Origin of the sequence: Pajaroellobacter abortibovis (genome assembly GCF_001931505.1) — a bacterium.
Classification (GTDB): domain Bacteria; phylum Myxococcota_A; class Polyangia; order Polyangiales; family Polyangiaceae; genus Pajaroellobacter; species Pajaroellobacter abortibovis.
Map to the genome: position 1 here is coordinate 290,415 of NZ_CP016908.1, position 24,235 is coordinate 314,649.

General features: G+C 47.8%; 27 protein-coding genes and 1 pseudogene. 21 read left to right on the plus strand and 7 right to left on the minus strand.

The window, feature by feature from the left end; translation table 11 throughout:
- The first annotated feature begins 7 nt into the window (after positions 1-7).
- The 15 genes and pseudogenes from BCY86_RS10450 to rbfA all read left to right on the plus strand — a co-directional run bounded on the left by BCY86_RS10450 (position 8) and on the right by rbfA (position 11,175).
- A complete protein-coding gene (locus BCY86_RS10450; protein ID WP_075276134.1) occupies positions 8-286 on the plus strand; it encodes a sigma 54-interacting transcriptional regulator in 279 nt (92 codons plus the stop codon).
- Positions 287-334: 48 nt separating this feature from the next.
- Entirely contained in the window at positions 335-562 is a 228-nt protein-coding gene (locus BCY86_RS01460) for a hypothetical protein (protein WP_156864975.1), read from the plus strand.
- Between the two features lie 88 nt (positions 563-650).
- Positions 651-1,343, plus strand: a complete 693-nt coding sequence (locus BCY86_RS01465; RefSeq protein ID WP_156864976.1) for a hypothetical protein — start codon at positions 651-653, stop codon at positions 1,341-1,343.
- Positions 1,344-1,750: 407 nt separating this feature from the next.
- Positions 1,751-2,029: pseudogene (locus tag BCY86_RS10455) on the plus strand (protein kinase domain-containing protein); the annotation flags it as partial.
- Position 2,030: 1 nt separating this feature from the next.
- Entirely contained in the window at positions 2,031-2,363 is a 333-nt protein-coding gene (locus BCY86_RS10460; protein WP_275935848.1) for a serine/threonine-protein kinase, read from the plus strand.
- A gap of 92 nt (positions 2,364-2,455) precedes the next feature.
- Positions 2,456-2,683, plus strand: coding sequence for a hypothetical protein (locus BCY86_RS01480; RefSeq protein WP_075276139.1), 228 nt, complete (start codon positions 2,456-2,458; stop codon positions 2,681-2,683).
- Between the two features lie 6 nt (positions 2,684-2,689).
- On the plus strand, positions 2,690-3,121 hold the full coding sequence (locus tag BCY86_RS01485) for a hypothetical protein (protein ID WP_075276140.1): 432 nt from the start codon (positions 2,690-2,692) through the stop codon (positions 3,119-3,121).
- Positions 3,122-3,455: 334 nt separating this feature from the next.
- Positions 3,456-3,632 carry a hypothetical protein gene (locus tag BCY86_RS09550; RefSeq protein WP_156864977.1) on the plus strand — a complete coding sequence of 59 codons (177 nt, stop codon included), beginning with the start codon at positions 3,456-3,458 and terminating at the stop codon, positions 3,630-3,632.
- Between the two features lie 126 nt (positions 3,633-3,758).
- Positions 3,759-3,938, plus strand: a complete 180-nt coding sequence (locus tag BCY86_RS01490; RefSeq protein ID WP_075276141.1) for a hypothetical protein — start codon at positions 3,759-3,761, stop codon at positions 3,936-3,938.
- A 623-nt stretch (positions 3,939-4,561) separates the two neighbouring features.
- Entirely contained in the window at positions 4,562-5,137 is a 576-nt protein-coding gene (locus BCY86_RS01495) for a ribosome maturation factor RimP (RefSeq protein WP_075276142.1), read from the plus strand.
- Between the two features lie 6 nt (positions 5,138-5,143).
- Positions 5,144-6,736, plus strand: a complete 1,593-nt coding sequence (nusA, locus tag BCY86_RS01500) for a transcription termination factor NusA (RefSeq protein ID WP_075277503.1) — start codon at positions 5,144-5,146, stop codon at positions 6,734-6,736.
- 127 nt (positions 6,737-6,863) lie between these two features.
- The gene (locus BCY86_RS01505) at positions 6,864-7,496 is read left to right on the plus strand and encodes a YlxR family protein (RefSeq protein WP_172824764.1); all 633 of its coding nucleotides are present in this window, start codon (positions 6,864-6,866) and stop codon (positions 7,494-7,496) included.
- Positions 7,489-10,365: a translation initiation factor IF-2 gene (gene infB / locus BCY86_RS01510; RefSeq protein ID WP_075276144.1), complete on the plus strand. Its 2,877-nt coding sequence runs from the start codon at positions 7,489-7,491 to the stop codon at positions 10,363-10,365. Before BCY86_RS01505 ends, infB begins: the two co-directional genes overlap by 8 nt.
- A gap of 97 nt (positions 10,366-10,462) precedes the next feature.
- On the plus strand, positions 10,463-10,768 hold the full coding sequence (locus BCY86_RS01515; RefSeq protein WP_216636024.1) for a DUF503 domain-containing protein: 306 nt from the start codon (positions 10,463-10,465) through the stop codon (positions 10,766-10,768).
- 8 nt (positions 10,769-10,776) lie between these two features.
- A complete protein-coding gene (gene rbfA / locus BCY86_RS01520; protein ID WP_172824765.1) occupies positions 10,777-11,175 on the plus strand; it encodes a 30S ribosome-binding factor RbfA in 399 nt (132 codons plus the stop codon).
- A gap of 38 nt (positions 11,176-11,213) precedes the next feature.
- Here the strand turns inward: rbfA and BCY86_RS01525 are convergent, their stop codons facing one another.
- Both BCY86_RS01525 and BCY86_RS01530 read right to left on the minus strand, forming a co-directional pair.
- Positions 11,214-11,918, minus strand: coding sequence for a hypothetical protein (locus tag BCY86_RS01525; protein ID WP_172824766.1), 705 nt, complete (start codon positions 11,916-11,918; stop codon positions 11,214-11,216).
- Positions 11,887-13,107: an NAD(P)-dependent oxidoreductase gene (locus BCY86_RS01530; protein ID WP_075276148.1), complete on the minus strand. Its 1,221-nt coding sequence runs from the start codon at positions 13,105-13,107 to the stop codon at positions 11,887-11,889. The genes BCY86_RS01525 and BCY86_RS01530 overlap by 32 nt, the downstream gene beginning before the upstream one ends.
- A 71-nt stretch (positions 13,108-13,178) precedes the next feature.
- Here BCY86_RS01530 and BCY86_RS01535 point away from each other — a divergent pair, with 71 nt between their 5' ends.
- On the plus strand, positions 13,179-13,952 hold the full coding sequence (locus BCY86_RS01535; RefSeq protein ID WP_245776245.1) for a class I SAM-dependent methyltransferase: 774 nt from the start codon (positions 13,179-13,181) through the stop codon (positions 13,950-13,952).
- Between the two features lie 28 nt (positions 13,953-13,980).
- Here BCY86_RS01535 and BCY86_RS01540 read toward each other — a convergent pair whose 3' ends face one another.
- A complete protein-coding gene (locus BCY86_RS01540) occupies positions 13,981-14,238 on the minus strand; it encodes a hypothetical protein (protein WP_156864979.1) in 258 nt (85 codons plus the stop codon).
- A 753-nt stretch (positions 14,239-14,991) separates the two neighbouring features.
- Between BCY86_RS01540 and BCY86_RS01550 the strand changes: the two genes are divergently transcribed.
- Genes BCY86_RS01550 through BCY86_RS01560 form a run of 3 tightly spaced genes read left to right on the plus strand, consistent with a single transcriptional unit; the run spans position 14,992 to position 20,177 of the window.
- Positions 14,992-18,195, plus strand: coding sequence for an MXAN_5808 family serine peptidase (locus BCY86_RS01550; protein WP_075276152.1), 3,204 nt, complete (start codon positions 14,992-14,994; stop codon positions 18,193-18,195).
- A 27-nt stretch (positions 18,196-18,222) separates the two neighbouring features.
- On the plus strand, positions 18,223-18,597 hold the full coding sequence (acpS, locus tag BCY86_RS01555; protein WP_075276153.1) for a holo-ACP synthase: 375 nt from the start codon (positions 18,223-18,225) through the stop codon (positions 18,595-18,597).
- Positions 18,594-20,177 carry a bifunctional ADP-dependent NAD(P)H-hydrate dehydratase/NAD(P)H-hydrate epimerase gene (locus BCY86_RS01560; protein WP_075276154.1) on the plus strand — a complete coding sequence of 528 codons (1,584 nt, stop codon included), beginning with the start codon at positions 18,594-18,596 and terminating at the stop codon, positions 20,175-20,177. Before acpS ends, BCY86_RS01560 begins: the two co-directional genes overlap by 4 nt.
- On the opposite strand, the gene BCY86_RS10665 is transcribed toward BCY86_RS01560, so the two are convergent.
- The 4 genes from BCY86_RS10665 to BCY86_RS10675 form a co-directional block, all read right to left on the minus strand.
- Positions 20,135-20,305 (minus strand): ATP:cob(I)alamin adenosyltransferase, encoded by a 171-nt coding sequence (locus BCY86_RS10665; RefSeq protein WP_083604322.1) that lies wholly within the window; start codon positions 20,303-20,305, stop codon positions 20,135-20,137. The two genes, BCY86_RS01560 and BCY86_RS10665, sit on opposite strands and share 43 nt — an antisense overlap.
- The gene (locus tag BCY86_RS10670) at positions 20,268-20,567 is read right to left on the minus strand and encodes an ATP:cob(I)alamin adenosyltransferase (RefSeq protein WP_083604107.1); all 300 of its coding nucleotides are present in this window, start codon (positions 20,565-20,567) and stop codon (positions 20,268-20,270) included. Before BCY86_RS10670 ends, BCY86_RS10665 begins: the two co-directional genes overlap by 38 nt.
- Before the next feature lie 89 nt (positions 20,568-20,656).
- Positions 20,657-21,136, minus strand: coding sequence for a Bor/Iss family lipoprotein (locus tag BCY86_RS01570; protein ID WP_075276155.1), 480 nt, complete (start codon positions 21,134-21,136; stop codon positions 20,657-20,659).
- A gap of 11 nt (positions 21,137-21,147) precedes the next feature.
- On the minus strand, positions 21,148-21,426 hold the full coding sequence (locus BCY86_RS10675; RefSeq protein ID WP_172824767.1) for a Bor/Iss family lipoprotein: 279 nt from the start codon (positions 21,424-21,426) through the stop codon (positions 21,148-21,150).
- A 344-nt stretch (positions 21,427-21,770) separates the two neighbouring features.
- Between BCY86_RS10675 and yajC the strand changes: the two genes are divergently transcribed.
- On the plus strand, positions 21,771-22,130 hold the full coding sequence (gene yajC, locus BCY86_RS01575) for a preprotein translocase subunit YajC (protein ID WP_172824768.1): 360 nt from the start codon (positions 21,771-21,773) through the stop codon (positions 22,128-22,130).
- 31 nt (positions 22,131-22,161) lie between these two features.
- The gene (secD, locus tag BCY86_RS01580) at positions 22,162-24,183 is read left to right on the plus strand and encodes a protein translocase subunit SecD (RefSeq protein WP_075276157.1); all 2,022 of its coding nucleotides are present in this window, start codon (positions 22,162-22,164) and stop codon (positions 24,181-24,183) included.
- Positions 24,184-24,235: the final 52 nt, after the last annotated feature.

Below are 24,235 nucleotides of genomic sequence, written 5' to 3' on the forward strand. Positions count from 1 at the left end.
TAAACTCTTGCGAGCTCTCGCGGAGCGCAGGATTAAAAGCGTTAGATCCAACACATGTAAGCCGTTCAATGCACGTGTGATTGCGGCTACCAGAAGGAATTTAGTCCAGGAAATCAATCGGGGGTCATTTCGCAGCGATTTTTATTCTCGAATTGCGCGGGTCAAAGTTGAACTTCCTCCGCTTTGCCAGCGCCTTGAAGACATCCCTATTTTGGTTCGGTCTATGTTGAAGGACTTAGGAGAACTTAAAGCGTATCAATGGGTTCGATTCGAGGTGATTCATTAGAACAGTTGATGTGCTATGATTGACTTGGTAATGTGGGGGAATTACAGAATGCGGTATCTGTTGCTTTTTCCTTCCTTCTCGCAGGGAGGGGCTGTTGACTTATCTCAAGGGCTCTTGCCTTTTGGTGGAAATCTGTCAGAAAGGACTCCTCATGCTGGTGTTCTGGTTCAAGGGGTTAAGCGTGAAGTGTTGACACGCTTTGAACCAGAGCATTTTGCATCTCTTTATGCAGCCTGTGGGGATGATATTGGTGAGAGGGTCGTGAGGCATCGGTGAAGCACATACGCATTCATACATACTTGAAGTATTATAGAATAGAGAAGGAAAAAGCAAAAGAGACAAGCGAAGAGGAAAAGTAATGGTGATGCCAGTCAATTTAGTAAACTATTCTTCTGCATGGGGAGAATATCACTATTACATCTTATTCATAGGCCTCCTACTTTTTTTAATGGTTCCTCCTCTTATTGCTCGACACCGCATGCGGTGTCTTTTGCTCTCAGGGGATGTGAGGCATATCTTGGCAACTTGGCAGAGCTCGATTCAGCGCGCTTTGTATCCCGAAACAACGATCCCGCTAATGGCGGCTACTGCTTATGCAGCTTATGGATGGCTTGAAGCGGGTCGAGATGCTTTGCGGCGAGCTATGCACGGTCCTGCCTGGGAGGCAGCCTTGGAACAACGCCTGTTTATTGAAACGCTGCTCGATACATTTGAAGGCCAACGGCAGGCAGCTGTAGAAAAAGCCGAGCAGTTAGAAAAGCTCCCGCTTCCTAAGGTAGGTATTTTTGCAAGGCGCAGAATTACTCGGTTGCGCCAGGGATTGGCTGCGCTTGCTCGCGCATTTGCCCATCGGAGTGAGGATATGGATGAGTTGTTGCTTGTCCGCGCGTCCCGTGCGTCTCCGCTTGTCCATTGGGCGATGCGCTATGCAGCTGCTATTGTAGCGATCGATAAAGGGAAAAAACAAAAAGCGTCTCGCTTGATACAGAATGCTCCCGCTTGGCCTGTACAAAGTGCATTTTATCTCTATCATCATGAATTAAATGCTTGTATTTGATGTGTTGATATTGCTCATACAGCATCAAATGAATTTTTCCTTAATTGTTGGCCATTTCGGTTCACCGTAAGCAGGGCTTACCTTCTTTAAATTTTCTTGTATCGGTTGCCTATAATCAATCATGTCGCATGCCAGAACCTCAGGTGCTGTACCTAGCTCTTTTCTGAATCTGGCGAGATATACTCTGATTGAAGAGATTGGGCATGGGGGGATGACGACTGTTTATTGAGCTCTAGATAAACGGTTGGGACGTCCAGTTGCGGTCAAAGTGGTTTACCCTCATTTGCGAAAATCAAAAGAGGTGACCAAACGTTTTTTTTAGGAGCGAGAGCTGTTACGAAACTATGTCCCCCAAATATTGTTGGGGCTTACGATATCTCTGATGAGGATGAGATGAGCAAGAATGTTACTTAGTTGTGGAGCTGGTCCAGGGGGTAACCCTAAAGCAACTGCTCCAACAAAAGCCTTTGCCGCCTGAAGTGGCTGCATGCATTATGGTTGAAGTGCTGGATGCTCTCGTTCATGCGTATCAGCTGGGAGTTGTTCATCGGGATATAAAACCCGAAAAGGTGATGGTGGTTTGTCAAAGCCCCTCTGAATTGCCGAAGGGGAGGGAAGAAGCATCCCCTTTATCTCCTTCAGGAGAGGAGGTGGCTCGTCAGGCTGATGGACCTTGGGATTACTAAGATGCATAGATGCGCGGGGATTACCTTTACAAGGGAGGTTCTTGGAAGCCCTGCTTGCATGGCTCCTGAACAAATTAAGGAGAATGCGCGTTCCGATATTTTTTCATTGGAAGTCGTATTCTATGAGAATGTCGTAGGGCATTTGCCTTTTGAAGGGAATAATTCTGCTCAATTGTTGCGGCGTATTCTTAATGGTGTTTATTCACTAGCCGATCAAGAGCAAGAGCGCCCTATTGTGGGGAGGAGATGGGGTGCCATTGTCGGTAAAGCGTTTGCTCATCAAACGGGGCAGCAATTTGAGAATGCGATTGCCATGCGCAAAGCGATTGTCTAAGAATTGGCTTGCCTTGAGATTGCAGTGTCCTTTAATGAATTACAAAATTGGTGCGAATCTTCTGAACGAACGAAAAAGAGTACCCTGAGCGAATGTTGCAACTCCTTTACTGGGTGGGAGGGAATGCTCGCGAACAAGGCGATCGATTAGGCGCTGCTGCCGATTATAATCGGGCTCTCGCTTATGCTCCCGATGACCCTTTGCCTCTTCGCACAGTTGCTCAGATGCATTGCGCTATCCGGTCTCTCCGTAGAATACAGAAGATTGTTATTTCTATCCTGGTGGCGTTGATTGTGCTTGGTGGGGAGATGATGAGCTAGCGAGCGATGCATTCCTCGCCTACTCATCATTCAGAACCGCTTGCGGAGACGGATTCGAACGAACAGGCTGTGCCTCTTCCTCTCATTTCAGATTCCCCTCCCGCTTCTCTTCCAAAAGAACAGTTTATAAGAGCGGAAAAGAGCAGCTCACAAATGAATTCGTTGCCTCATCTTTCTAAATCTTCCTTTCCGGCCTCTCTTGTTCCTGAGCGTGAAATTGTGCTCACTGCGGTACGTCCCCCGTATAGGGTGAATATCAGCATAGATAAAGGGGAATCTATTCAAGCAGGAGTCGGTCTTCGTTTTCCTGTGAGTTCAGATCCTCACATTCTTTATTTTACCTGTGTGAATGACCTCTGCCAATCTCAAAAACATATTGTTCCTCCTGGTAAGATGCCGGAGAATGTACAGATAAGTCTTGAAATTAAGCCTCTGTAGTGGTAACATAAGCATAAGCTGCAATAGGCCTATCGCATTCTTGAAGAGCTTGCGATCACGCTCAAGCATGGTCTTCCGTCTTTGATTGAGATGAAGAGGGCTACGTAATCCTGTTCATGTAGTTGAGCTCCTCTCCAGTCGTGTTCAATCGATTGTCTTAATGGCAGGAAAGGAACCCCGTGTTACTCTTGAGCACTGATTCTTTGATGGCATGAATGGATGAGATTTAAGAGAAAATATAGTTGCTCTATGTGTTGGGCTTGTAGTTCTCTCGGCTGCCCCTTGGGTTGTTGCGAGTAAACAGGGTGAGCTTGAAAAGGCTCGCAGCGCTTACTTGGCCAAGCGATATGGCGAAGCGGAAGCAAGACTCAGCCAAATGCTGGATACGGAGCGCGGAACGTTGCATGAAACAACGTTTGTGTCGCATGCGCGTATGGTGTGGGGGGTGATGATGATCGCAACCGACAGACAAGAGGAAGTGTGGGGTGGCCTTTGCAAGGCTCTTTCTTGAAGATCTCCCCATTTTGAAGTCGACCCTCTTAATTCCCCAAGCGAAGTAATTAACGCGTTCATCGATACCTGTGCGCGCATGCGGGAGCGATTGTACCAAGCAGCTCAAGTGATAGACTAGCATGAGATGGAACAGCGGGCTCGCCAAGAAGCAAAGCAGCAACAAGAATTACAGCGCCTTCATCTCCTTGAGCAAATGACGAGCGAAGAAATCGTGATTGAGTGGCATTCCCGCTGGATTGCGCTGCTCCTTTTTGGGGTAGGTCAGTTCCAGAGTGGGGCTGGCCATTTTGTGCTTCGCAGTTGACCTTTCTCACCGCAGCAGGAGTATCCGTCCCTTTTTATCATCATTACACGTCAAAGGTACACGAGTGCTTCTGCTGCAGCAGATCATGCAAGAGCAGAACAGTATAGGACAAGTGCAAACACAGCTTATCTTATCAATCTGAATCTGTTCGCATATAGTGCTTTTTTTATAGCTGCTTCGGTCGGCGTAGTACAGGCTCAGTTTGTCTGTGTTTCTGAGAGGGTTGAAGTGAAGCGGCACCCTCTCCCTTTAGAGTTGGCCAATTGGATGCCTTTCCTAGAAAAGTGGTAAACAGCAAATTCTAAAGAGGATACGGCTGGGTGGGTAATAGGCCTGGGCTCATTTTTTTAAAGCGTTTGTTGGTTACTGTGAAAACAGTCTCCCACATCCGAAACGATTTGCCTTTTGTATATTAAAGGGTAGCTCATGGTTTTGGATCGAACTTGAACTCATCCTATAGAAATCATTCGAAACTCAATTCAAACAAATTGGATTTCGTTTTATGGTAAAGAAAAGGAAGAACACGATGAAGCTATGTTTTGACACATAAAGCGCGACTCAAAAATAATTGTTTAAACGTTTTCCCCCCAATTTCTACGGATGTAAAGGTACATAGAAATCCAATGCCTGAACTCCTAACCTTTCCTTCTCTTTCTAGAGTCGATCGCTCTACGCTAGAGCCTATCATTCAGCCTATTGTGCATGCACATGGAGCGGAACTGGTAGATATTGAGTTTAGAAGAGAGCCACAAGGGTGGACGTTGCGTGTTATCGTAGAAAAATTGGGAAGTGAAGCTCAGAATCTTTCAACGAAAGAGGCTGGAGTTGACTTGGAACTTTGCGCCAATATCGCCAAAGAGGTGAGTCCCGCTTTGGATGTGTTGGATCAAATCCCTCATCGATATCACTTAGAAATTAGCTCACCTGGTGTTGAGCGCCACTTGCGCACTCCAAAGGATTTCGTGCGGTTTGTTGGTCAAAAGGCAACACTTAAGCTCCAAGCGCCTCTTGAGGGGAAGAAAATATGGGTAGGGTGGCTGAGAGGGGTAAGAGATGATCATCTTCTGCTCGAAGAAGAGGAGCAACAGTGCTATGAGATTCCTTTTTGCAATATCGTATCCGGACATCTTTTGTTTGAGTTTGGATCTTTCTCTTGCTCCCCTCGAAAAGCAAGTCGAAGAAAAAAGTCTAAAAGGTAAATGATAATGGCTATCTATCAACAAAGTACGGGGAAACGGGATCTTAGCTTAGTCCAAGCCATTGAAATGGTTGCCAAAGATAAAGGGATTGAAAAGTCTCGTTTGATTAAAACGGTAGAAGAGGCAATTCTCAAAGCGGCCCAGAATGTGTTTGGAGCAGCCCGAGAGCTGGAGGCACACTTTAACGAGGTGACCGGTCAATTCGATCTATTCCAATATATGACTGTAGTTGAACAAGTGGAAGATCAGGATCGTGAAATTAGCTTTGAGCAGGCGCATCGATGTGGTCTGGAAGCGGAGCGTGGTGAAGAGCTCGGGTTTCAGATTTTTTGGCATCCTGCTGATGCTCGGAAAGCGGCTGAACAGGATGAAGAATTTGGCGATATTTTGCGGGTTAAACAATCGCGTCTCACCTTTGGGAGAATTGCCGCTCAAGCAGCGAAGCAAGTGCTTCTTCAAAGGGTGCGGGATGAAGAAAGAGATCTGATCTATAATGAATTTAAGGATCGCAAAGGGGAGTTGATCAAGGGGGTCATTTCTCGCATTGAGAGGTGCAATCATGTAGTTGTCGATCTGGGGAGGACGGAAGGAATTCTCCCTTTCCGTGAGCAAGTTGCTCGAGAGATCTATCGCCCGGGGGAGCGAATGATTGCGTGTGTTAAGGAAATTGACCGAGATGCGCGAGGGCCTCAGATTATTCTGAGTCGGACTGACCAGAAGCTTGTAGAGAAGCTGTTTGAAGCCGAGGTGCCTGAAATTTATGAAGGGATTGTCAAGATTATCTCGTGTGCGCGAGAGCCAGGTTCTCGCTCAAAGATCGCTGTGATGAGTCGGGATGTAGATGTTGATCCAGTTGGTGCGTGTGTGGGCATGAAGGGGGCTCGTGTGCAGGCGGTTGTACAGGAATTGCGTGGGGAAAAGATCGATATTGTCCCTTATGATAAAGACCCAGCGCGATTTGTGTGTGCTGCCATTCAACCTGCAGAGGTCAATAAAGTGATCATTGATGGAGCGGATGGCCGAATGGAATTGATCGTTCCAGATGAAAAGCTTTCTCTTGCAATTGGTCGCAAGGGGCAAAATGTCCGCCTTGCTTCGCAATTGACTTCATGGAAATTAGACATCATCAGTGATTCGAAATTCAAGCAGATGGAGGAGGAATCAGTCGTTGCGCTGCAGCAGATTGAAGGAGTTACGGAGTCTATTGCCCGCAATATGTATCATTTAGGGTTCCGTACTGTGGAAGAAGTCTCGGAAGCGAGCGAACAAGAGTTGTCTGCTATGTTTATGTTGGAGTCGGGCGAAGGAGAGCTTGTCAAGCGTATCAAGGCAAGTGCAGGAATCGTTTTAGAGCGTCTCCGTCAGGAGCGTATTCAACAAGTAGCTGCACATGGTCAGCTAACAAATTGGCAGCGTTTTCTTTTTGTTCGAGGTAGCGGCGAACACGCTATCCAAGCGCTTGAAGAGGCGGGCTATCGGACAGCGGAGGATATTCTGCGCGAGGAAGAATATAAATTGGCCATTAAAACGGGGATGGGACTCAAGAAGGCGAGAGCGATTCGGCAGGCAGCGGAGAGTTTTTTGAAGAGTGTGGTTTGAATGCGTAAAAAGATCATTCCGAAGAAGAAAATGGAATGTGAAATTTGGGATATATCAAAGCAGTGCAGCTGATCTAAGACAGCAAAAGCAGAAGGTTCTATTGTTGGCAAAAAATAGCAGGGGTCAAGTGAAGAGAAGATGCGTGGGCTGTCTTAAAGACAGTTCGCGCGACGATCTGTTACGTGTTGTGCAGAGTATGGGGGAAACAAATTTTTCTCCAATCTCAGTTGATTTTAAAGGGGGAACTTGTGGAAGGGGAGCCTATCTTCATCTACATGCTCGATGTCTTAGCATGGCTTGTCGAGGCGGATTTTCTCGGGCCTTTCGATCTCCCATTACAGTCGAGCGGGAACAATTTATGTTGATGCTAGAAGAAGCAAGAGATCGTCGTATGGAAAGTCTTTTGCGTGCTGGCTATCGAGCGAAAAGGGTTGTTGTAGGGTCAGATGCTTCGGAAAGAGCAATACAAAAGGGAGCCCCTCTAACAATTTTGGCTTGGGATGCAGGTAAAAGTGTGATGAAGGGAGCGGTTGAGAATGAGATTCGGCAAGGGCGTGTTCTTTCCTGGAAAGATAAGGCTAGTTTAGGAGCTCTGTTCGATCGCGAGCAGATCTCTGTGATGACTGTTACGAAAGACTCATTTGCTTATCCACTCCACCGTACCTTTATGGCTGTAGAAGTAGTACGAGAGGATAGAGCTAGTCGTTTCAAAGAGAAAGATGTGAAATCGTTCGGAGGTTCAATAAGTGTCGATGAATAAAGTGCGTATCTACGAAGTAGCAAAGCAACTGAATCTCGAGCCTAAGGCGGTTGTTGCGCTCTTTCAAACGATTGGATTTACGGAAGTCCGGAATCATATGAGTTCTGTAGAAGCAGAGGCTGTTGAGCGTGTAAAGCGTCACTTGGAGAAACAACGCACTCATCATGTGGTGGAAGAGCGGATTCGTCCGACAGTGGTTAAGCGCAAAGCAGTTTCAAAAGAAGAAAAGAAAGAAACGCTGTCATCTCCTCCCCCTTCTCTGGCGGTTTTTGCTCAAGCGAAGCAAGGGAGCTCTAAGCTCTCTCGCCCAGTCTCCGAAGTGCAGCCAGTCGCTACCTCTCAAGTTACTGTCGCGGGGTTTACTGAATCCAAATCATCCCTGTTGGGGGAGAGACTCACTTCTCTTCCCCAGGAAATTCGAGATCATGGAGAAAAAGAGGAGTCAAGCGATTTTATTCCTTCAGCTGGATTGTCGTATGAACGAGAGAAAGAGGGGCAGAAACAAGATGCCGCTGAAGAGATAATTCCCGTAGAGGGGGTGGTGCAAGCCAGCTCTGCACAGATGGATGTCATTGTGCGGGAACAAGGGGCTTCTTGTGCCCTACCAACAACTTCTCAGCCTGTTCAGCAAAATCAAGGACAAGAGACAGATGGTGTAGATCAATCATCTGTGCTTTCTCCTTCTCCGGTGGAACCGTCATCTAAAGAGGAGGATAAAGCTGTGAAAAAGAGCGCTTCGGTTGTTCTTCCTCAGTCTCCGTCTTGTTCCCCAACTGTGCAGAGAACAGGGGTTGAGTATTGGAGCGGTCGTCCGGGGGTGTCGGTCAATATCCCTGTAGGAGTTCGTTCGGAGTCGGGTGACAATTTTTCTTCGGGGCTCCCGCGCCGTGTTCAATACGATCCAAAAGCGACGGGATCAGAAGGAAGTGGTGCATCTAGAAGGGGGATGGTCCCACAACAGCAGGTGCGCAGTGGTTTGACTGTACGAGGTAGAGGAACCTCCATGATGCGGAAGTTCTCCTCTTCTGTATCGATGCGTAAAGTGGGGGAAGTTGCCTCTTCTACGAAGGCAATGAGTGAGCATAAAAAGGTGATTCGCATTGAGGAAAACATTACCTTGCAGGGGATGGCTGCCAAGATGTCAGTCAAGGCGACAGAGCTCTTGGTCAAACTGCTTTCGATGGGGATGACAGGGGTCCATATCAATACGACTCTCGATGCGGATACAGCGAAATTGCTCGCTTCTGAGTTCGGTTGGGAAGTGGAGAATATGGCTCGAAGTGAAGAACAAAATATCGCTGAAGCTCGGGGTGAGATCGATCTGGAGTTCAGAAAGGATGGGCAAAAGGAGAAGCAGGGCGAATTGCGCGCACCCGTTGTTGCTGTGATGGGGCATGTCGATCACGGAAAAACTACGCTTCTTGACCGGATTCGCAAGGCAAATGTGGCTGGTGGGGAAGCGGGAGGGATCACCCAACATATCGGTGCTTATCGCGTGAACACTTCCCATGGGGTGATTGTCTTTTTGGATACTCCTGGCCATGAAGCGTTTACGCAAATGCGTGCAAGAGGGGCTAGCATTACAGATATCGTGGTCCTCGTCGTGGCTGCGGATGATGGGGTCATGCCTCAGACAGAAGAGGCTGTCAATCATGCCAAGGCGGCGGGGGTTCCAGTGATTGTAGCGGTCAATAAAATGGATAAGTCGAATGCGGATCTAGAGCGCGTAAAACGTGAACTTGTCGAACTGGGACTTCAACCGGAAGAGTGGGGTGGAGATACAATTTTTGTCCCCGTTTCAGCGCAGACAGGTGAAGGGATAGATCATCTGTTGGAAATGTTAAGCATTCAGGCGGAAGTGCTAGAGTTGAAAGCGAATGCTAAAAAGGTAGCAAGCGGTACAGTCATTGAGGCTCTTTTGGATCGTGGTCGCGGTCCAGTAGCGCGCGTGCTCATTCAAGATGGAACTCTTCGTCGAGGTGATTTTGTTTTGGCAGGGCCTGGTTTTGGTAAAGTGCGGGCCATGACCAATGAGCACGGCAAGCAGGTGAATGAAGCAGGTCCTTCTACCCCTGTCGAAATCTTGGGATTGTCAGAAGTGCCTGGTGCGGGAGATCCTCTCCATGCGGTGAAGGATCCCAAGAAAGCGCAAGAAATTGCTGAAGCGCGCAAAGGGAAGATTAGTCGCAGTCTTGCCCCCGCGACAGCCAAAGTGTCTTTAGAAGAGCTATCTAAATGGATGGCTGACTCGCTTCAACACGAGCTTCGGGTAATTGTGAAGGGGGATGTTCAGGGATCGATCGAGGCGGTTGCAGATGCGTTGTCCAAGCTGACTACAGAGAAAGCGCGTCTTTCTATCGTACATGCAGGGGTAGGCGCTATCACAGAAGGGGATGTCAACCTAGCTATTGCATCCAGGGCGATTATTCTTGGATTTAATGTCCGTGCAGCTGGTAAAGCCGTGTCTCTCGCAGAAGAAGGGAAGGTAGAGATCCGTTTCTATACGGTTATCTACAATATCCTGAGTGATATTCGACTTGCTATGGAAGGCCTGCTGCCTCCTACCTATGTTGAAAGAGCGGTTGGAAAAGGAGAAATACGCCAAGTATTCAAAATAAAGGAGGGGACTATCGCGGGCTGTTATATCACGCAGGGTTGTTTTAAAAGAGGCCAAAAAGCGCGTCTCTTGCGTGATGACTGCGTGATGTGGAATGGCAAGATCGGTATGCTCAAGCGTTTTAAAGAAGATGTCAAAGAGGTACAAGAAGGATTTGAATGCGGTGTCTTCTTAGAAGGGTTCTCAGATATTAAAGAGAGGGATGTGATCGACTGTTACGAAATCGATGAGGTGAAACAAAAACTTTGGTAATTGTTTGAGGTGAAGGACATGTCCATCGAGTATGCGTATGTGCAATGACGAGAGATATTGATTAGGGGTGTCTCCTTGAAAAGTCTGGATGATTCCTATGGTAGTCGGTGTTTTGAAAATAGTATTTCATATCCCTCATGCGCGTACGCTTAAAGAGAAGAGAAGAGTTATACAGCGATTTCGGGATAGAACTCTCAATCAATTTGATGTGTCGATCGCGGAAGTGGATAAACAAGATCATATTCAATGTGCTGTCTTTGGGATTTGTGTAGTCTCTTCTGTGGCTTCTGTGTGTGACTCGATTCTTGAACAAGTGACAACAGCAGCAACTCTTCAAGAGGAAGCAATTTTGATAGAACGAAAAACTGAACGGCTTTTTTTTGGCGGGGATTTTTTTGAGTGAATAAGCGAGTGTCACAGGTTTCTGAGAGAATCCAAGAGGCGCTTTCTCTCTTTATTGGAAGAAATCTTGATGATAAGCGCTTGCTTCATGTGGTGATAGTGGACGTTCAGTTGTCTGCTGACTTGCGCAATGCAAAAGTCTATTTTCGTTTGTTGGTAGGTGGGAACCAGTCGGCGCATCGCTGTGCTACACTCAAAGCACTAATCCACGCATCTTCCCTCCTGCGGTACGAGATTGCGAAACAATTGAAATTGCGCTACGCACCGGACTTTCGTTTTTATTATGATGAAAGTGGGGATAGACAAAGCCGCCTTGAAACGCTCTTTAATGAGATCGCAAACGAAACAAAGGAGAGCGAACAAGAGAAAGCCAATCATGCTGACGAATCTTGCGATAAGGATTTCTAAGTGGCTAGAGACGAACGCGGAAGAACCTTGGCGAACGTCTATTCCTTATTTCGGTTTCGCAGCTTGGTGATGTACCAGTTTCCTTTCCAACCCACCATTTGACCAACGTCGATTTTTTGAACACTTCCTCTATGGATGAACAGAAGTTTGGCTTGCTGCACTTCCCATGCAGGCTGACTCCATCCTTCTTTGAGTGTTTTCATGAGTTGAATGCGGTATCCTAATTGCAAAGACATGAACGTGAGATTCTTTTTCTTCTTTAAGCGATTGTGTAGGAAATAAATGTCTTTGCAGAAGGGTACCTGAACTTGTTTCCTCCACAGTTTTGGATCTGCTGGTTGATGGGTTGCGATGAAAGCATCTCGGGGAAATAAGAAGTCTGTTGCACGGTAGCAGTCGTCGTAAAGAATCGCTTCGAAGAGGTGTTTCCCTCGTGTTTTAAGGTCACCATCTTCTTGCTCTTGAGGGAGAGCGAGCGGATCATCTTCCTTTCCAATCCTTCCAGCATCTTGTTCAGCTGGCTTAGAGGAGGAAGGGGACCCTGCATCCTCAGAGGAGGCAGAGAATTGCGAGACGTAATGATCTTTTCTCTCTTGGCTTTTAGTACCTTCCGAGTCATTGCGAGCGCGGGTACATTGATTGAGACCAAGGAGGAGAAAAAAGGCAATATCGATTCGCTTCAGATATTTTCTCTCGTCGGTTGAATAACGATCAAGCAAGGTTAGGTAGGGGGATAAGGGCAAGGTGGATAACTTGTTGGATGGCTCGGATTTCAGCGAGACATGCTTCACTTGGACTGCTTAAAATACGCAACTTGGCACATGTTGCCTCCCCTCCTTCAAAACCTTTGTTGATCACTTCTTCAACGTGGATACCATGTTTTTTAAGGACTGTGAGAGTGTTTCCTAAGACCCCTGCCCTATCTTTCATGCGTATGATTAGTTGAAAGCGTGCAGAAGAGGTATGAAGCATATTAACTACATGAGGAACATACCCTTCGAGCACAAAAGAACGAATAATATGAACGACCTCGCTGGCAATGGCAGATTGTGCTTGATCGGTAGCAGATGCAATGTGAGGGGTGCCATAGAGGAAGCCTTGATCGGAAACAGGGGCAACAAACCATGAAGCATACGGATTGTTGCCTTCTTGGGGTTCGTTGGGGTACACATCGATTGCGGCGCGCAGATGATGTGATTGAATTGCTTTTCTCATCGCATGATAATCGACAATCCCAGCGCGTGCCACGTTGATGAAGATCGCTCGCTCAGGGAGTAAATCGAAGATTTTCTGACTGATGAGCCCTTTTGTTTTTTCTGTTAAGGGGAGATGGATGGTTAGAATGTCAGATTGTTTGGCAAGTTCTTCAATGCTCCCGACCGCTTGTACTCCTAGCTCGTGAGCGCGTGCGTGGGTGAGTCTGCGACTAAATGCAATAACGCGAAGCCCAAATGCCTTTGCTCGGTATGCTACCTCTTTCCCGGTAGCGCCCAATCCAGCGATCCCGATGGATTTCCCATAAAGCCCTTCTGCTTTCTTGAAGGGACTCCTTTCCCAGGAACCATTTCGCAGTGAATTAACTGCATCAGGGATGCGTCTGTCTAGACTGAGCAGAAGTCCGAAAACGAGCTCGGCTACTGCTGTAGCGTTTTTCCCGGGAACATGAGCTACATAGATCCCGCGCTTACTCGCTGCCTGCACATCAATTGTGTTGTACTCCGTACCTGCTCGCACAATTAAATGGAGCGATTTTGCTGCTGCGATCATTTTGGCAGTTACAGGAGTCGATCGGACGACCAAAATACTGACCTCAGCAATTTTTTCTTCTAGCTCTTCTTCCGTCAAATTAGGCTCATAATGAGTTGTGAGAGGGAGCGTGTAGAGTTCTTCAAGAGCGCTGGAATGGAATTGATCTGCGATTAGAAGGTTCATTCGGAAAAAACGTGCTTACTTAATAGAGAAGGAGATGGTACCAAAAAGTCGTACGGGAGGACTCAACAATCGTGATTTCAAATCCATTAGTACCCTTCTCTCAGAGAGAGGCAATTGAAAAATATTATGATCAGTTTTCTGCAGCTTATGATCAAAAGAGGCGCCCTTTTATGCCAGAAGGATACCATGCCTTTTTGGACGATCGGGAAATCGATCTGATCAGGCGCTATGGAGAGGGAAAAGAGATCCTTGAATGTGGTTGTGGGACGGGTCTTCTCTTGGAAAAGATCAGATTATTCGCAAAGCAAGCGCGTGGGCTTGATATCTCTTCGGGTATGTTGAGGAAAGCGGAAGAGAGAGGACTTTCAGTCTCTAAAGGGAGTATTACTGCAATCCCTTTCAAGGATGAGTCTTTTGACCTGACATGCTCTTTTAAAACGCTGCCTCATGTTCCTGAGATTGGTCGAGCTTTGGCGGAGATGGCTCGCGTGACGCGATCAGGCGGGGTTGTTCTAGCGGAGTTTTATAATTTGATGAGCCTGCGAACCCTTCTTAAGAAAGTGGGCCCAGCACGTTCAGTGGCACATATGACTCGGGAAAACGGAGTATATACGCGTTTTGATGGACCATGGCGAATTTTTCGCTTTCTTCCTCCTACATTGCATCTTGAAGCGTTTCACGGAATCCGCATCTTGGCTCCTGTGGCGGGTGCTTTTCGGATCCCTGGAGTCAAAACGCTACTCGAGTGGGGCGAGCGGACTCTCGCAGATACCAAAGCATCCCTTCTGGGGGGATTTTTGGTAGCTATTTTAAGAAAAAAGAGCGATTCGCTTTACAATCGATAAGTGGCAGAAAAGGAGACGATAACTGCATTCAGCGAATGCTGACCAGGATATCCAAGGGGTAAGGGATATCCTTTTTTAATGTATGCGGTGCTGTAAGTGTACCCAAGAAGTCCAGAAAAACGGCAGAAACGGCTTGGATTTTAAACCCTGCGCCTCCTGCGAAGGAGTGAATGAGAATAGGGGGTACATCGAAAATTTTGGTTGTTGTAGGTGAAGTCTCAGAAGTCGAAAGGGCATAGCCTGTTCTTCTTACAAGAAGGGGGTTGAATCTACTCCCTAATGACACTTTCCAATTTAATTCGGCTGTGTATGAAAATTGGCTATCTCTGTATTTACTTGAAACTTGAACGTGTGACAGAGAATACAATGAAAGCATCCCTTCAAGAGAAGGGAGCAGACTTATCTTGGAAAAGGGAAATGACGGTAGCTGCCTTGAAAGTGTGAGGTATAGCAAATGAGGTCTTGGTTTCGAAATCAAAGGATGAGTTCTGGGTTGTGATGTTGCTGGCCCCTTTCATCGGGGTGGTTATCTGAGAGTGGTAGGTCAAGGCGAACTTTGTGTTCTTGAGATGGGTGTAGAAGAAACCTACATGGGCTCCCAAAAAATGAAATCCGGAGACCTCCTCATCAAGAATGGCATTGCTTTTAGGTAGAGGTTGATGGACAAATTGGGCGGTAAAAAAGATGCGATACCCTCCCTCAGTGCGGCTTTGGAGGAGGGCGATAGCGAGAATGTGGGGGGTGCTTCCATTAAAAGTAACGCCCGCTTAGCAATTCTAATCCTGTCCATTGGGGGAAGGGAGATTGTGATAATATGCTCCTGATCCCGTGATGGTGTAGAGCACTTACCTGTCACGGTATTTTCTGAGAGTCTGTATCCTTCCCCTCTCAATCCAAAAGGGATTAAGACAGGTTGGCTGCGAATTTGAGTACCTAGTCTTGCAGCTGGTGTTAGGAGAATAGCGGATCCCCTCTCAATCACATTCGTTTTTTGCAACCTTTTCTATGAAGATTCAGGTAAAATAAAATTCATTTCTCCATGAAATTGGACTCACGATTCGTTCGGATTACCGTATTTGTTGTTCTGTTTGGCACAGCTACTCAACTCGCTCTCTACTTCAAAGGCGTGAGCTTGTGGCGTGGGTTTGCTCCTGCGATTGCTGCCAATACGCTCAGCTCCTTTCCTGCTCAAAAGAAGCCTTCCTCTTATGACTTAACTCAGCTGCGAGTTGTCAATGAAGTTCTGAAAATCGTGCGCGATCGTTATATCGATCCAAAGCGCGTAAGACCGCGAGAGATGTTGCTTTCTGCTCTCAACTATATTCAGCGGGAAATAGCTCAAGTGATGATCCAACATGAGGGGGATGAGCCGCGTGTCAAAGTGATTCTTGAAGCCGCAGAGCAAGAGTTTCGGGTCGATGATGTGCAGGGTATCTGGGATGTAAGCGCTCGCTTAAAGCAGATCTTCTCTTTTCTTCAAAAGGGGCTTCAAGGGACGGAGATCGATCTGCAGGAAGTCGAATATGTGGCATGCAACGGTATGTTGCACACGCTTGACCCTCATACGGTGCTCCTTTCTCCCATGGCCTACAAAGAGATGACTCTTTCTACGAGTGGCCAATTTGGTGGATTAGGGATTGGAGTCGGCATTCGGGACCAGCAGCTGACAGTGATCAGTCCCATGCCGGGGACACCTGCTTTCCGTGCAGGGATTAAAAAGTACGATCGTATTCTTCAGATCAATCAAGAATCGACTCTCAATATGGGGTTGACTGAGGCTGTCAACTACTTGAGGGGAGCTCCAGGGACGAAAGTGATGGTTTGGATCCATCGTGATGGACCTCAGGGGTGGGCGGGTGCGAAGCCTTTTGAGTTGGTTCGCGAAGTGATTCACGTCATCAGTGAGGAGCATAAGCTTCTCGAAGGGAATATCGGGCTCATTCGCATTAAACAGTTTCAAGCGAGTACGGCGTCCGATCTTGATGCGGCCCTGACTCAAATGAGGAAGCAAGGGGCATTGAAAGGATTGATCTTAGACCTTCGTTACAATCCAGGAGGGTTACTCGACCAAGCGATTAAGGTCGCAGATAAGTTCATTCGAGAAGGGCCTCTTGTTGCTACTGTTGGGAATCCGAGTGAAGGGCGCGAAGAGAAATATGCGCATCCTGAAGGGGATGAGCCTAATTACCCCATGGTTGTTCTTGTCAACGGAGCTTCTGCTAGCGCTAGTGAGATTGTGGCGGGTGCTCTTAAAAATCACCACCGCGCTTTGGTTGTTGGCGAAACCACTTTTGGTAAGGGGACTGTCCAGATGGTCTTCACAGATTTGCCTGAGAAGGCAGCTCTTAAAATGACCATCGCCCAATACCTGACGGAACCCGGGGATATTTCTATTCAGGGGGTTGGGATCACGCCTGATGTTGAGTTGGTCCCCATGGTTGTCGATCCGCTTGAGATGGATCTGACGGGCAATATTTCTGGGATTAAAGAGCGCGATCTGTCTCGCAGTCTTTCTAGTATGCGTATCTCAGAGGGTCAAAAGCCATCTGAAGTCGTCCGTTATTATTTCTCTTCAAAAGAGCAGCAAGAGTTGCGAGATCGAGCAGGAGATTTTGAAGAGGGTGGTGTTATTGATTTCCCAATCCGATTTGCACGCGATCTGATTGCCCACGTACCACCTACATCGGGAAAACGATTGGAGCAGCTCAATGCGGTTAAGCCTTTTGTGCAAGAAGCTCGATTGAAGGAAATCGAGAAGGTTAAAGTAGAGCTAGCTAAATATGGGATCAATTGGTCTGATGTCCCCTCTGGTAAGGGGGCTGGTTCTCCTTCGGATGCCTATGTGGTTCAGGAATCTGCCCCCTCTGCTGAGGTTGTGGTAGAGACAGATCGCAAGGAGAATGAAGTAGTCGCTGGAGAGCCTATCATGCTCCGTGTCACGGTAGCCAACAAGGGTTCTTCTCCCTTTTATCGGTTGTTGGCTGTTACAAAAAGCGACAACCCATTTCTCGATAAGAAAGAACTGATTTTTGGGAAAATAGAGCCAGATAAAAAACAGACTGCTATGGTCTTTTTGGGAGTGTGTTCAGCAGAAGGGATTAAGCCATCATTCAGTAAAGGAACCCCTCCTAAAGGGTCCTCTAAAGCTTGCAAAATTCCTTCTAGTACCCTGAGCCGATCGGATGGGATCACCATTCATTTTTCTGAGGCGCGCGGATGGGCACCGCCCGATGTTGATACAAGAGTGACTATCCATGCGCTTGAAAGGCCTAGTTTTGCATACAATTATCAGATTGTTGATAATCGAAAAGGGAATGGGGATGGGCTCGTTCAGAAAGGGGAGGCATTTACTCTTTATCTTACGGTCCGAAATGTTGGGAAGGGGCGCTCTTATGAAACTCAAGCTAATCTGAGGAATTTATCTGGAGATGGTCTTCTGTTGCGAGAAGGGCGATTTGATATCTCTTCCATGCAACCTGGTGAAGTTCGGCAGGTCGCTTTTACTTTTGATATTCAGCCGCAGCTCCAAGAAAATGAAGCCCGGTTAGAACTATCTATTGCCGATCGCGATTTGCATGAAGTTGTGACGGAAAAGATCAGGATGATTATCCGAGAAGGGATCCTCATTCGATCGGAGCAGTCTTTGGTTCAAGCGAAGCAGATGGAGGCTGTTCTCCTACAGTCTCCTTTGCGGGATGCGCGGGTAATTGGAAAGCTGCTTCCTGATGTGCAGGTCCCCGCTGTTGGAGTTACCGCTGGGGGGGATTATTACAAAGTGGTGTTTGCAAAAGGACGATTTGGGTTTGTGTGTGCTTCTGAAGTGGAGAAAAGAGCACAAGGAGGGGTATCCCCGCCTTCGTTTGTAGCATTTGAAGAGTCGATTACCCGCGCTCCACCTGCTCTTGAGGTCAGCATTCCAACTTTTGCAACCCGGGAGTCTACTATTTCCATTAAAGGGGTTGCAGAAGACAAAGCCCAACTGTTAGACGCCTATATTTTTGTTGGGTTCCGTAAGGTGTTTTATCGTTCCAATAAAGCAGGGGCTGACCCAAAGAGAATGGAGTTTGAAGCGACTCTCCCCCTTCAGCCAGGGCCGAATGTCGTTACAGTGGTGGCTCGGGAGACCCCTGATACCATTGCGAAGCGCGTTTTTGTGATCCGGCGGGATGGAACCCAAGGGGAAATTCTGCATTCTCCTAAAGGGGATGAGGAGTGGAGTGAAAATAGTCTGGTAGGGGAGTGAATTCTTGCGCTGCGCATTGGAGAAAGCATGATTGTGGGTATTGGTCTTGATGTGTGTTCCATTCCTCGCATTCGAAATGCGCTGGAGAAATATGGAGAGCGGTTTTACGATCGAATTTGCACCCAGGCAGAGCGTCGAGATCTGATAGGAAGAGAGCAGGCCACGGCGCTTGCAGGTCGCTTCGCAGCGAAGGAAGCTTTTGCAAAGGCCTTGGATGGTGCACTGGGAGTTGGCTGGCATGATGTGCAAGTCCTTCGCGCTACCAATGGGAAACCGATTCTTCACCTTGAAGGTGCTGCGCTTTCGTTGGTTCGCATTCGATGTGCTGTTCGGTGGTATGTGACGTTGACGCATGATGCTGGGATTGCTGCTGCTGTAGTGCTTCTGGAGGGAGAACCATGAAAGCGGTCCTTTCCTGTGAGCAAATGCGCGCTTTTGATCGCCACGCAATCACCTCTTGGGGGATTCCCGGTAACCTCCTGATGGAAAATGCAGGTCGTGGTGCGGCTGAATTCATTCAGACGGAACTGTTGCCTGGTTGCACTGGTGTGCAGGTAGTTATGGTGATCGGCTCTGGAAATAACGGTGGGGATGGATTGGTCGTCGCTCGCCATCTTCTTTGTTCTGGTGTACACGTGCGCGTTTTTGCCATCGGAGAACGAGCGCGGCGGAGTAAAGAGCTGCTTGAGCAATGCGCGATATGGCTTTCGTTGGGGGGAAAGATTCATGAGATCGATGAGGAGGACGGGATCCTAGAGCTGGAGAAAGCCTTGGAGAATGCTGATGTTGTGGTCGATGCCCTTTTCGGGATAGGGCTATCCAGACCTATTGCAGGGCGTTCCAGTCAAGTGATCCGTGCAATCAATTGTGCGAGAGGGGTTCGTGTTTCTCTCGATCTCCCTTCGGGATTAGATGGAGATCAGGGAGACGTGTTAGGTGATGCGGTGTGCGCTGATTGGACGCTCACGTTTGGCTGTCTCAAACTTGGGCTATTGACCTCTTCCGGAGCGGTTAGGGCAGGACAAGTGCGGTTGCTCTCTTTGGGGGTTCCGCAACCCCCCCCTTTTCTACGAGTCGGAGCCTATCTTCCCGAACCGTCCGATATATGTGCTCAGCTCTCTCCTCGATCGCTCAATGTGTATAAAGGGAGGGCAGGGCGTGTTGTGATTGTTGGGGGCTCGGAAGGTAAGGTGGGGGCTGTCCTGCTGGCAGCTCGTGCGGCTTTGCGCAGTGGAGCGGGGACGGTTACAATTGCTAGCTGGCCAGAAGTAGTTGGAGCCGTCGAAGGGAAGCTTCCCGAAGCGATGACATTTTCCTTGAAACGCGATCGATTGGTCGATCAAGTAGATGAAATCATCGAGGGGAAGCGTGTGGTTGTAATCGGTCCTGGCTTTGGTTTTGATGAAGGGTCAAAACGCGTATTTTTTCATATTTCTACTTCGTTCAAAGGGCTTTGCGTTGTGGATGCAGATGCGATTACGTTGTTGTCGCATGCCTATGAGCAGTATGTCGATCAATCGATCGCGGGACCAAGAATTTTCACACCCCATTCTGGGGAAGCCGCGAGGCTCCTCAAGGCCAGTGGGAATGCAGCCTTCGCTTCTTCCACCCAGGTGGAGGCCGATCGGTATGCTGCGATCCGAGAATTGATCGCTGCAACGAGAGGGGTGGTCATTTTGAAAGGCCTGTATTCTCTGATTGGAGAATGGGGTAGACCGCTTGTCGTCAATCCGACAGGCAATCCTCTTCTTGCTACACCTGGATCAGGCGATGTGCTTACGGGAGTGCTTGCTGCCCTCGGGTGTGCCTTGCCTCCGTTTGAAGCTGCTTATTGCGCTACATACCTTCACGGTCTTGCTGGAGATTGCGCGATCGATCGCTTTGGAGATCGGGGACTCCTTGCTTCTGAAGTGGCGGATTATATCCCTTCCGTCATCTCTCAGCTCTGTTCTCGAGGATTCCACCGTACATCTTCGAGATGAACTGCTTGATTGGCATAGCATGCCAGTACGAAAAGAAGATCGCTGAGTTGATTAAGATAAATAGTGATTTCTGAACGCGAAGGGGGATCGTCAGTAGCAAGAACAGCCCTTTCTGGGCGTCGGCAGATAGTTCAAGCAAGATGGAGCATCGCTCCTTAAGGGCTTCCTCCAGGCATAATGAATGTTTTTAAGAAGCTGAAGATGAGAATCGATCTGGTTGATCTCCCGTTCCAGGCTTTCCATATCGCTTGTTTGGATGAAAGGGATAGTTAGTTTATGTTCTTTGCCTGGAATGCAGGAAAGCTCTGAACCGATCGGAAAGAGAACAGTTTGGAGACCCCCTAAGAGGGAATCGCACTCTTCGGGTTCCAAGGTGCTTGCAACCCCAATGGCTGTATTGAGCTCGTCCTATAGTGCCATAGGCTGCAATCTTGGAGGTTTTGGGGGTTTCTTCTCCTCCGAAGAGTTGAGTCCACCCCTTATCCCCTTTTTTGGTATAGACCCTTGCCGGTTCGTTTCAATGTGACGAATTGTGCACAGGGAGTTAAGTATGGGTTGGGTTCCTGAAATGGGAGCAACTGGCTGTGAAGGGGAATCGGAAACGGGCGTTGCGGTGGCAGTTGCTTCTTTGTTGGCATCTGCCTTTCTCTGCAGCATGTGGTAACGGCTTGAGGCGTATACAGAGACCAGGTGAAGGCACTTGCCAGCACGTTCAAGGAGGACGTTTGTGTCTCTACCTCAGACCACCCAGCAGGGCAAATTTCTTTGAGATTATAAGGGCCACTCACTTCGACAAGCCCATGGACAAAGCCGTGATGCCATTTCTTATCATATTCAAGAGGAATCAGAGAAGAAGCGGATAGGGTACTTGAGTGAATCGTCGTCTTATAGTATCCTAGTCCTACACTAAGCCAACAGATCGATAGTAAAAGAGGTTTGATGGAGAAAGAAGCTTTCATAATTCACCTCTTTAGAGGGCTAGAGGAAGCAATAGATGTGGTTGGTTTGGCACGAGTGACATAGACCTTGCGGGGTGTATAATGCCCAAGGTAAGTCTGCTAGCGAGTACTGTGCCTGTGTTGATTCCCGTACTCATCTGAGCCACGTGGCCATTTGGACAGAATTCGGTTACATCGATGCTTTTATCACCGACTAGGCCGAAAATAAAAAAATCGGTCCACGAAGCATGGTTTTTGGTTTTTTGAGCTTCGGTTGGATATATTGAGTGTTGCTTTGTAACATCCTGCAAAACTCATGAGAGCAAGAATAAGCGGAAAGACGCGCTTATATTGGAAGGATTTCATTTTTGTGCTTACTTCATTCGTTGAGTCTTAATTAGCTGACTGAGTACATTTGGTCCCATCTATCAGCAGGGATGGTAATATTTTGATGTCAAGACCTTGTGTTTCGACGACTCAGGCGACATAATTGCACTTCTTCTTCCTGTTTATAGGTTGACAGAAGAACGCATGCGGCCTAATCCCCCAGCCCAAGTACTAAGGACCCAAATATGTGAGCGTGGAATCGATGCAAGTAGATTTATTGTTGGCGCAAAACGTTCAACCAAAAGCCACTCCGGGAGGAAATGGCACGGTGGTTCAATCTTCGCAGGAAAATTCTTCCCCCGCTCCCGGACCCGGCGTTGGCGGATTGTTCTCTCTTTTGCCTCTTTTAATGTTTGTGCCTCTTTTTTTCTTGATGTTCAGAAGGCAGAAAAAAGAGCAACAGCAGCGAGAAAAATTGAAGAAAGGGGATCGTATTGTTACACAAGCTGGCCTCATTGGTGAACTTGTCGAGGTCGAGGGGCAGGTCGCAAAAGTCAAAATTGCTTCAAATACCTTGGTTCATGTTGTTTTTAACACGATTTCCCCTTTTTCTATCGATCCTTCGAAAGTTCAATCAGGAAGAGAATCGGTGGCAAAAGAAGGGGGCCATCTGTCGGATAAAAAATAATGTTCTGTGTTATGCTGATGGGTAAAGGGCGATGAATCCTTCTAAACGGAGTCTTCTCTTTTTTACGGTAGCTGTAATTGCAGCAGGCTGTTTGGCCTATCGTTTCGATCTGTTTTGGGGGGTTGTTTCCTCTCTTTTCGTGTTTGTTTGGTTGCTGGTCGTGTGGTTACCTATCATGAATGGGGTATGGCGTCTCAAAGTGGGGTTGGTTGCGGCTGTTGTCTTGATAACGTTCCTCGTCCTCTGGCCTACTCTGAAGAATTTCTCAGGAGGTCGGATCTCCTGTCCTGCATATGTTGCTGATCATATTCGCTTTGAAATTGTTCCAGGGCTCGACCTGCGCGGAGGACTTCGGCTTGTTTATACGGTTGAAGGTGAGGAAGCGGTTCGAGACAAACGAGATCGTTTTGCAGAAGAGATCAGACACGAGCTTGCGGATGTTTTCCAGATCCGCTCCAATTCTTCTAACATACCGCTCACCCGAGAAGATATGGCTCAACTCGAAGAGAAAGTGCATGTTTCAGTTCCGGAGACTAATGCTGTTCGACTTATGTTCAAGGACAAGGTAGATATTGGAGATATCGAGGAGCGTTTCAGGAAACACTTCTTAGTGGATTTACTGCTTATTCCTGGTCCTTCTTCCGAGGAGATCACTTTTAAAATTCGACCGGATGTTATTGCTCAGATTCAAGAGCGCGCTGTGCAGCAAGCCAAAGAGATTGTTCACAGAAGGATTGATGAACTCGGTTTGCGTGAAGCGCAGGTTACGAGCCGGGAAGAGGATATCATCGTAGAGATTCCTGGAGAGAATCGACAGACATTTGAAGAAATCAAAGAGATTATCCGCCGGACTGCCCGTCTTGAGTTCAAAATTGTAGATGATGAAACGGACTTTTTTGGGAGGATCCCTGCGGAATCTATCCCTTCGCAAGAGGGGGTCGTCATCCAGGCTGAAGATGCTCCGAATGGTCCTGGTCGAAATACGCTGAGCCACTATGCGTACATTAAAAAGAATCCTCAGGAAACGATGGCAGAAGTGCTCGATCGTTTTAAGAAATGGGTGGCTACCCTGAGTGTCCCGGATGATCATCAAGTTGGATTTCAGGCTGTCAGTGAATATAATCCCGAAATTGGCCGCATGGAAGAGGGAGGATGGCGTACATATTACCTTTTCTCCCATGCCGATCTCACAGGGGAATCAATCACAGATGCGATGATCGTGCATGATCGCGATCAAGGGGTGGGGCAGTATTATGTATCTCTCACGTTCAGTCCGAGTGGTGCAGATCGATTTGAAAAAGTGACGGGTGTGAACGTCCGGCGTAGATTTGCTATTCTTTTGGATGGAATCATCGATTCTGCGCCTGTCATTAAAAGCAAGATAGCGGGGGGTCGGGCGAGCATTACATTGGGGGCTGCCGCTCCAGAGCAACAGCTGGAAAATGCGCGCAAGCTAGAACTCGTTCTTCGATCGGGAGCCCTTCCAGCTCCTCTTGTCTTATCAAACGAATCCATGATAGGGCCGTCTCTCGGTCGCGATTCGATTGCACTAGGCATTAAGGGGATGGTTGCTAGTTCTGCGCTTGTGCTCGTGTTTATGCTTTTTTATTATCACTGGGCTGGGATCATTGCAGATGTTGCTGTGCTCTTTAATCTCTTCCTCCAATTGGCTATTTTGGCTTCTTTTAATGCGACCATGACGCTTCCGGGAATTGCAGGACTTGCGCTCACCATTGGGATGTCAGTGGATGCTAATGTTCTCATTAACGAGCGAATTCGGGAGGAGCTGCGAAGGGGGCGACGCAGTCGAACAGCGATAGAAGCAGGGTATACCAAAGCGTTTTCTTCTATTCTGGATGGCCACGTAACCGTATTTATTTCAGGACTGATTCTCGCTCAGCATGGGAGTGGGCCTGTCAAAGGATTTGCTGTCACGTTGATTGTGGGTATTTTGACCAGTCTGTTTACAGGTGTTTTTTGCACGCGCCTCGTCTTTGATTGGTGGGTCCAAGGGACAAGAGCAAAGCGCTTGAGTGTAGGAGGGGGTCTCTAGTCATCCCAGAACGGAGTTCTGTGGGAGTCCGTTTTCGTTAATTCTTAAGGAG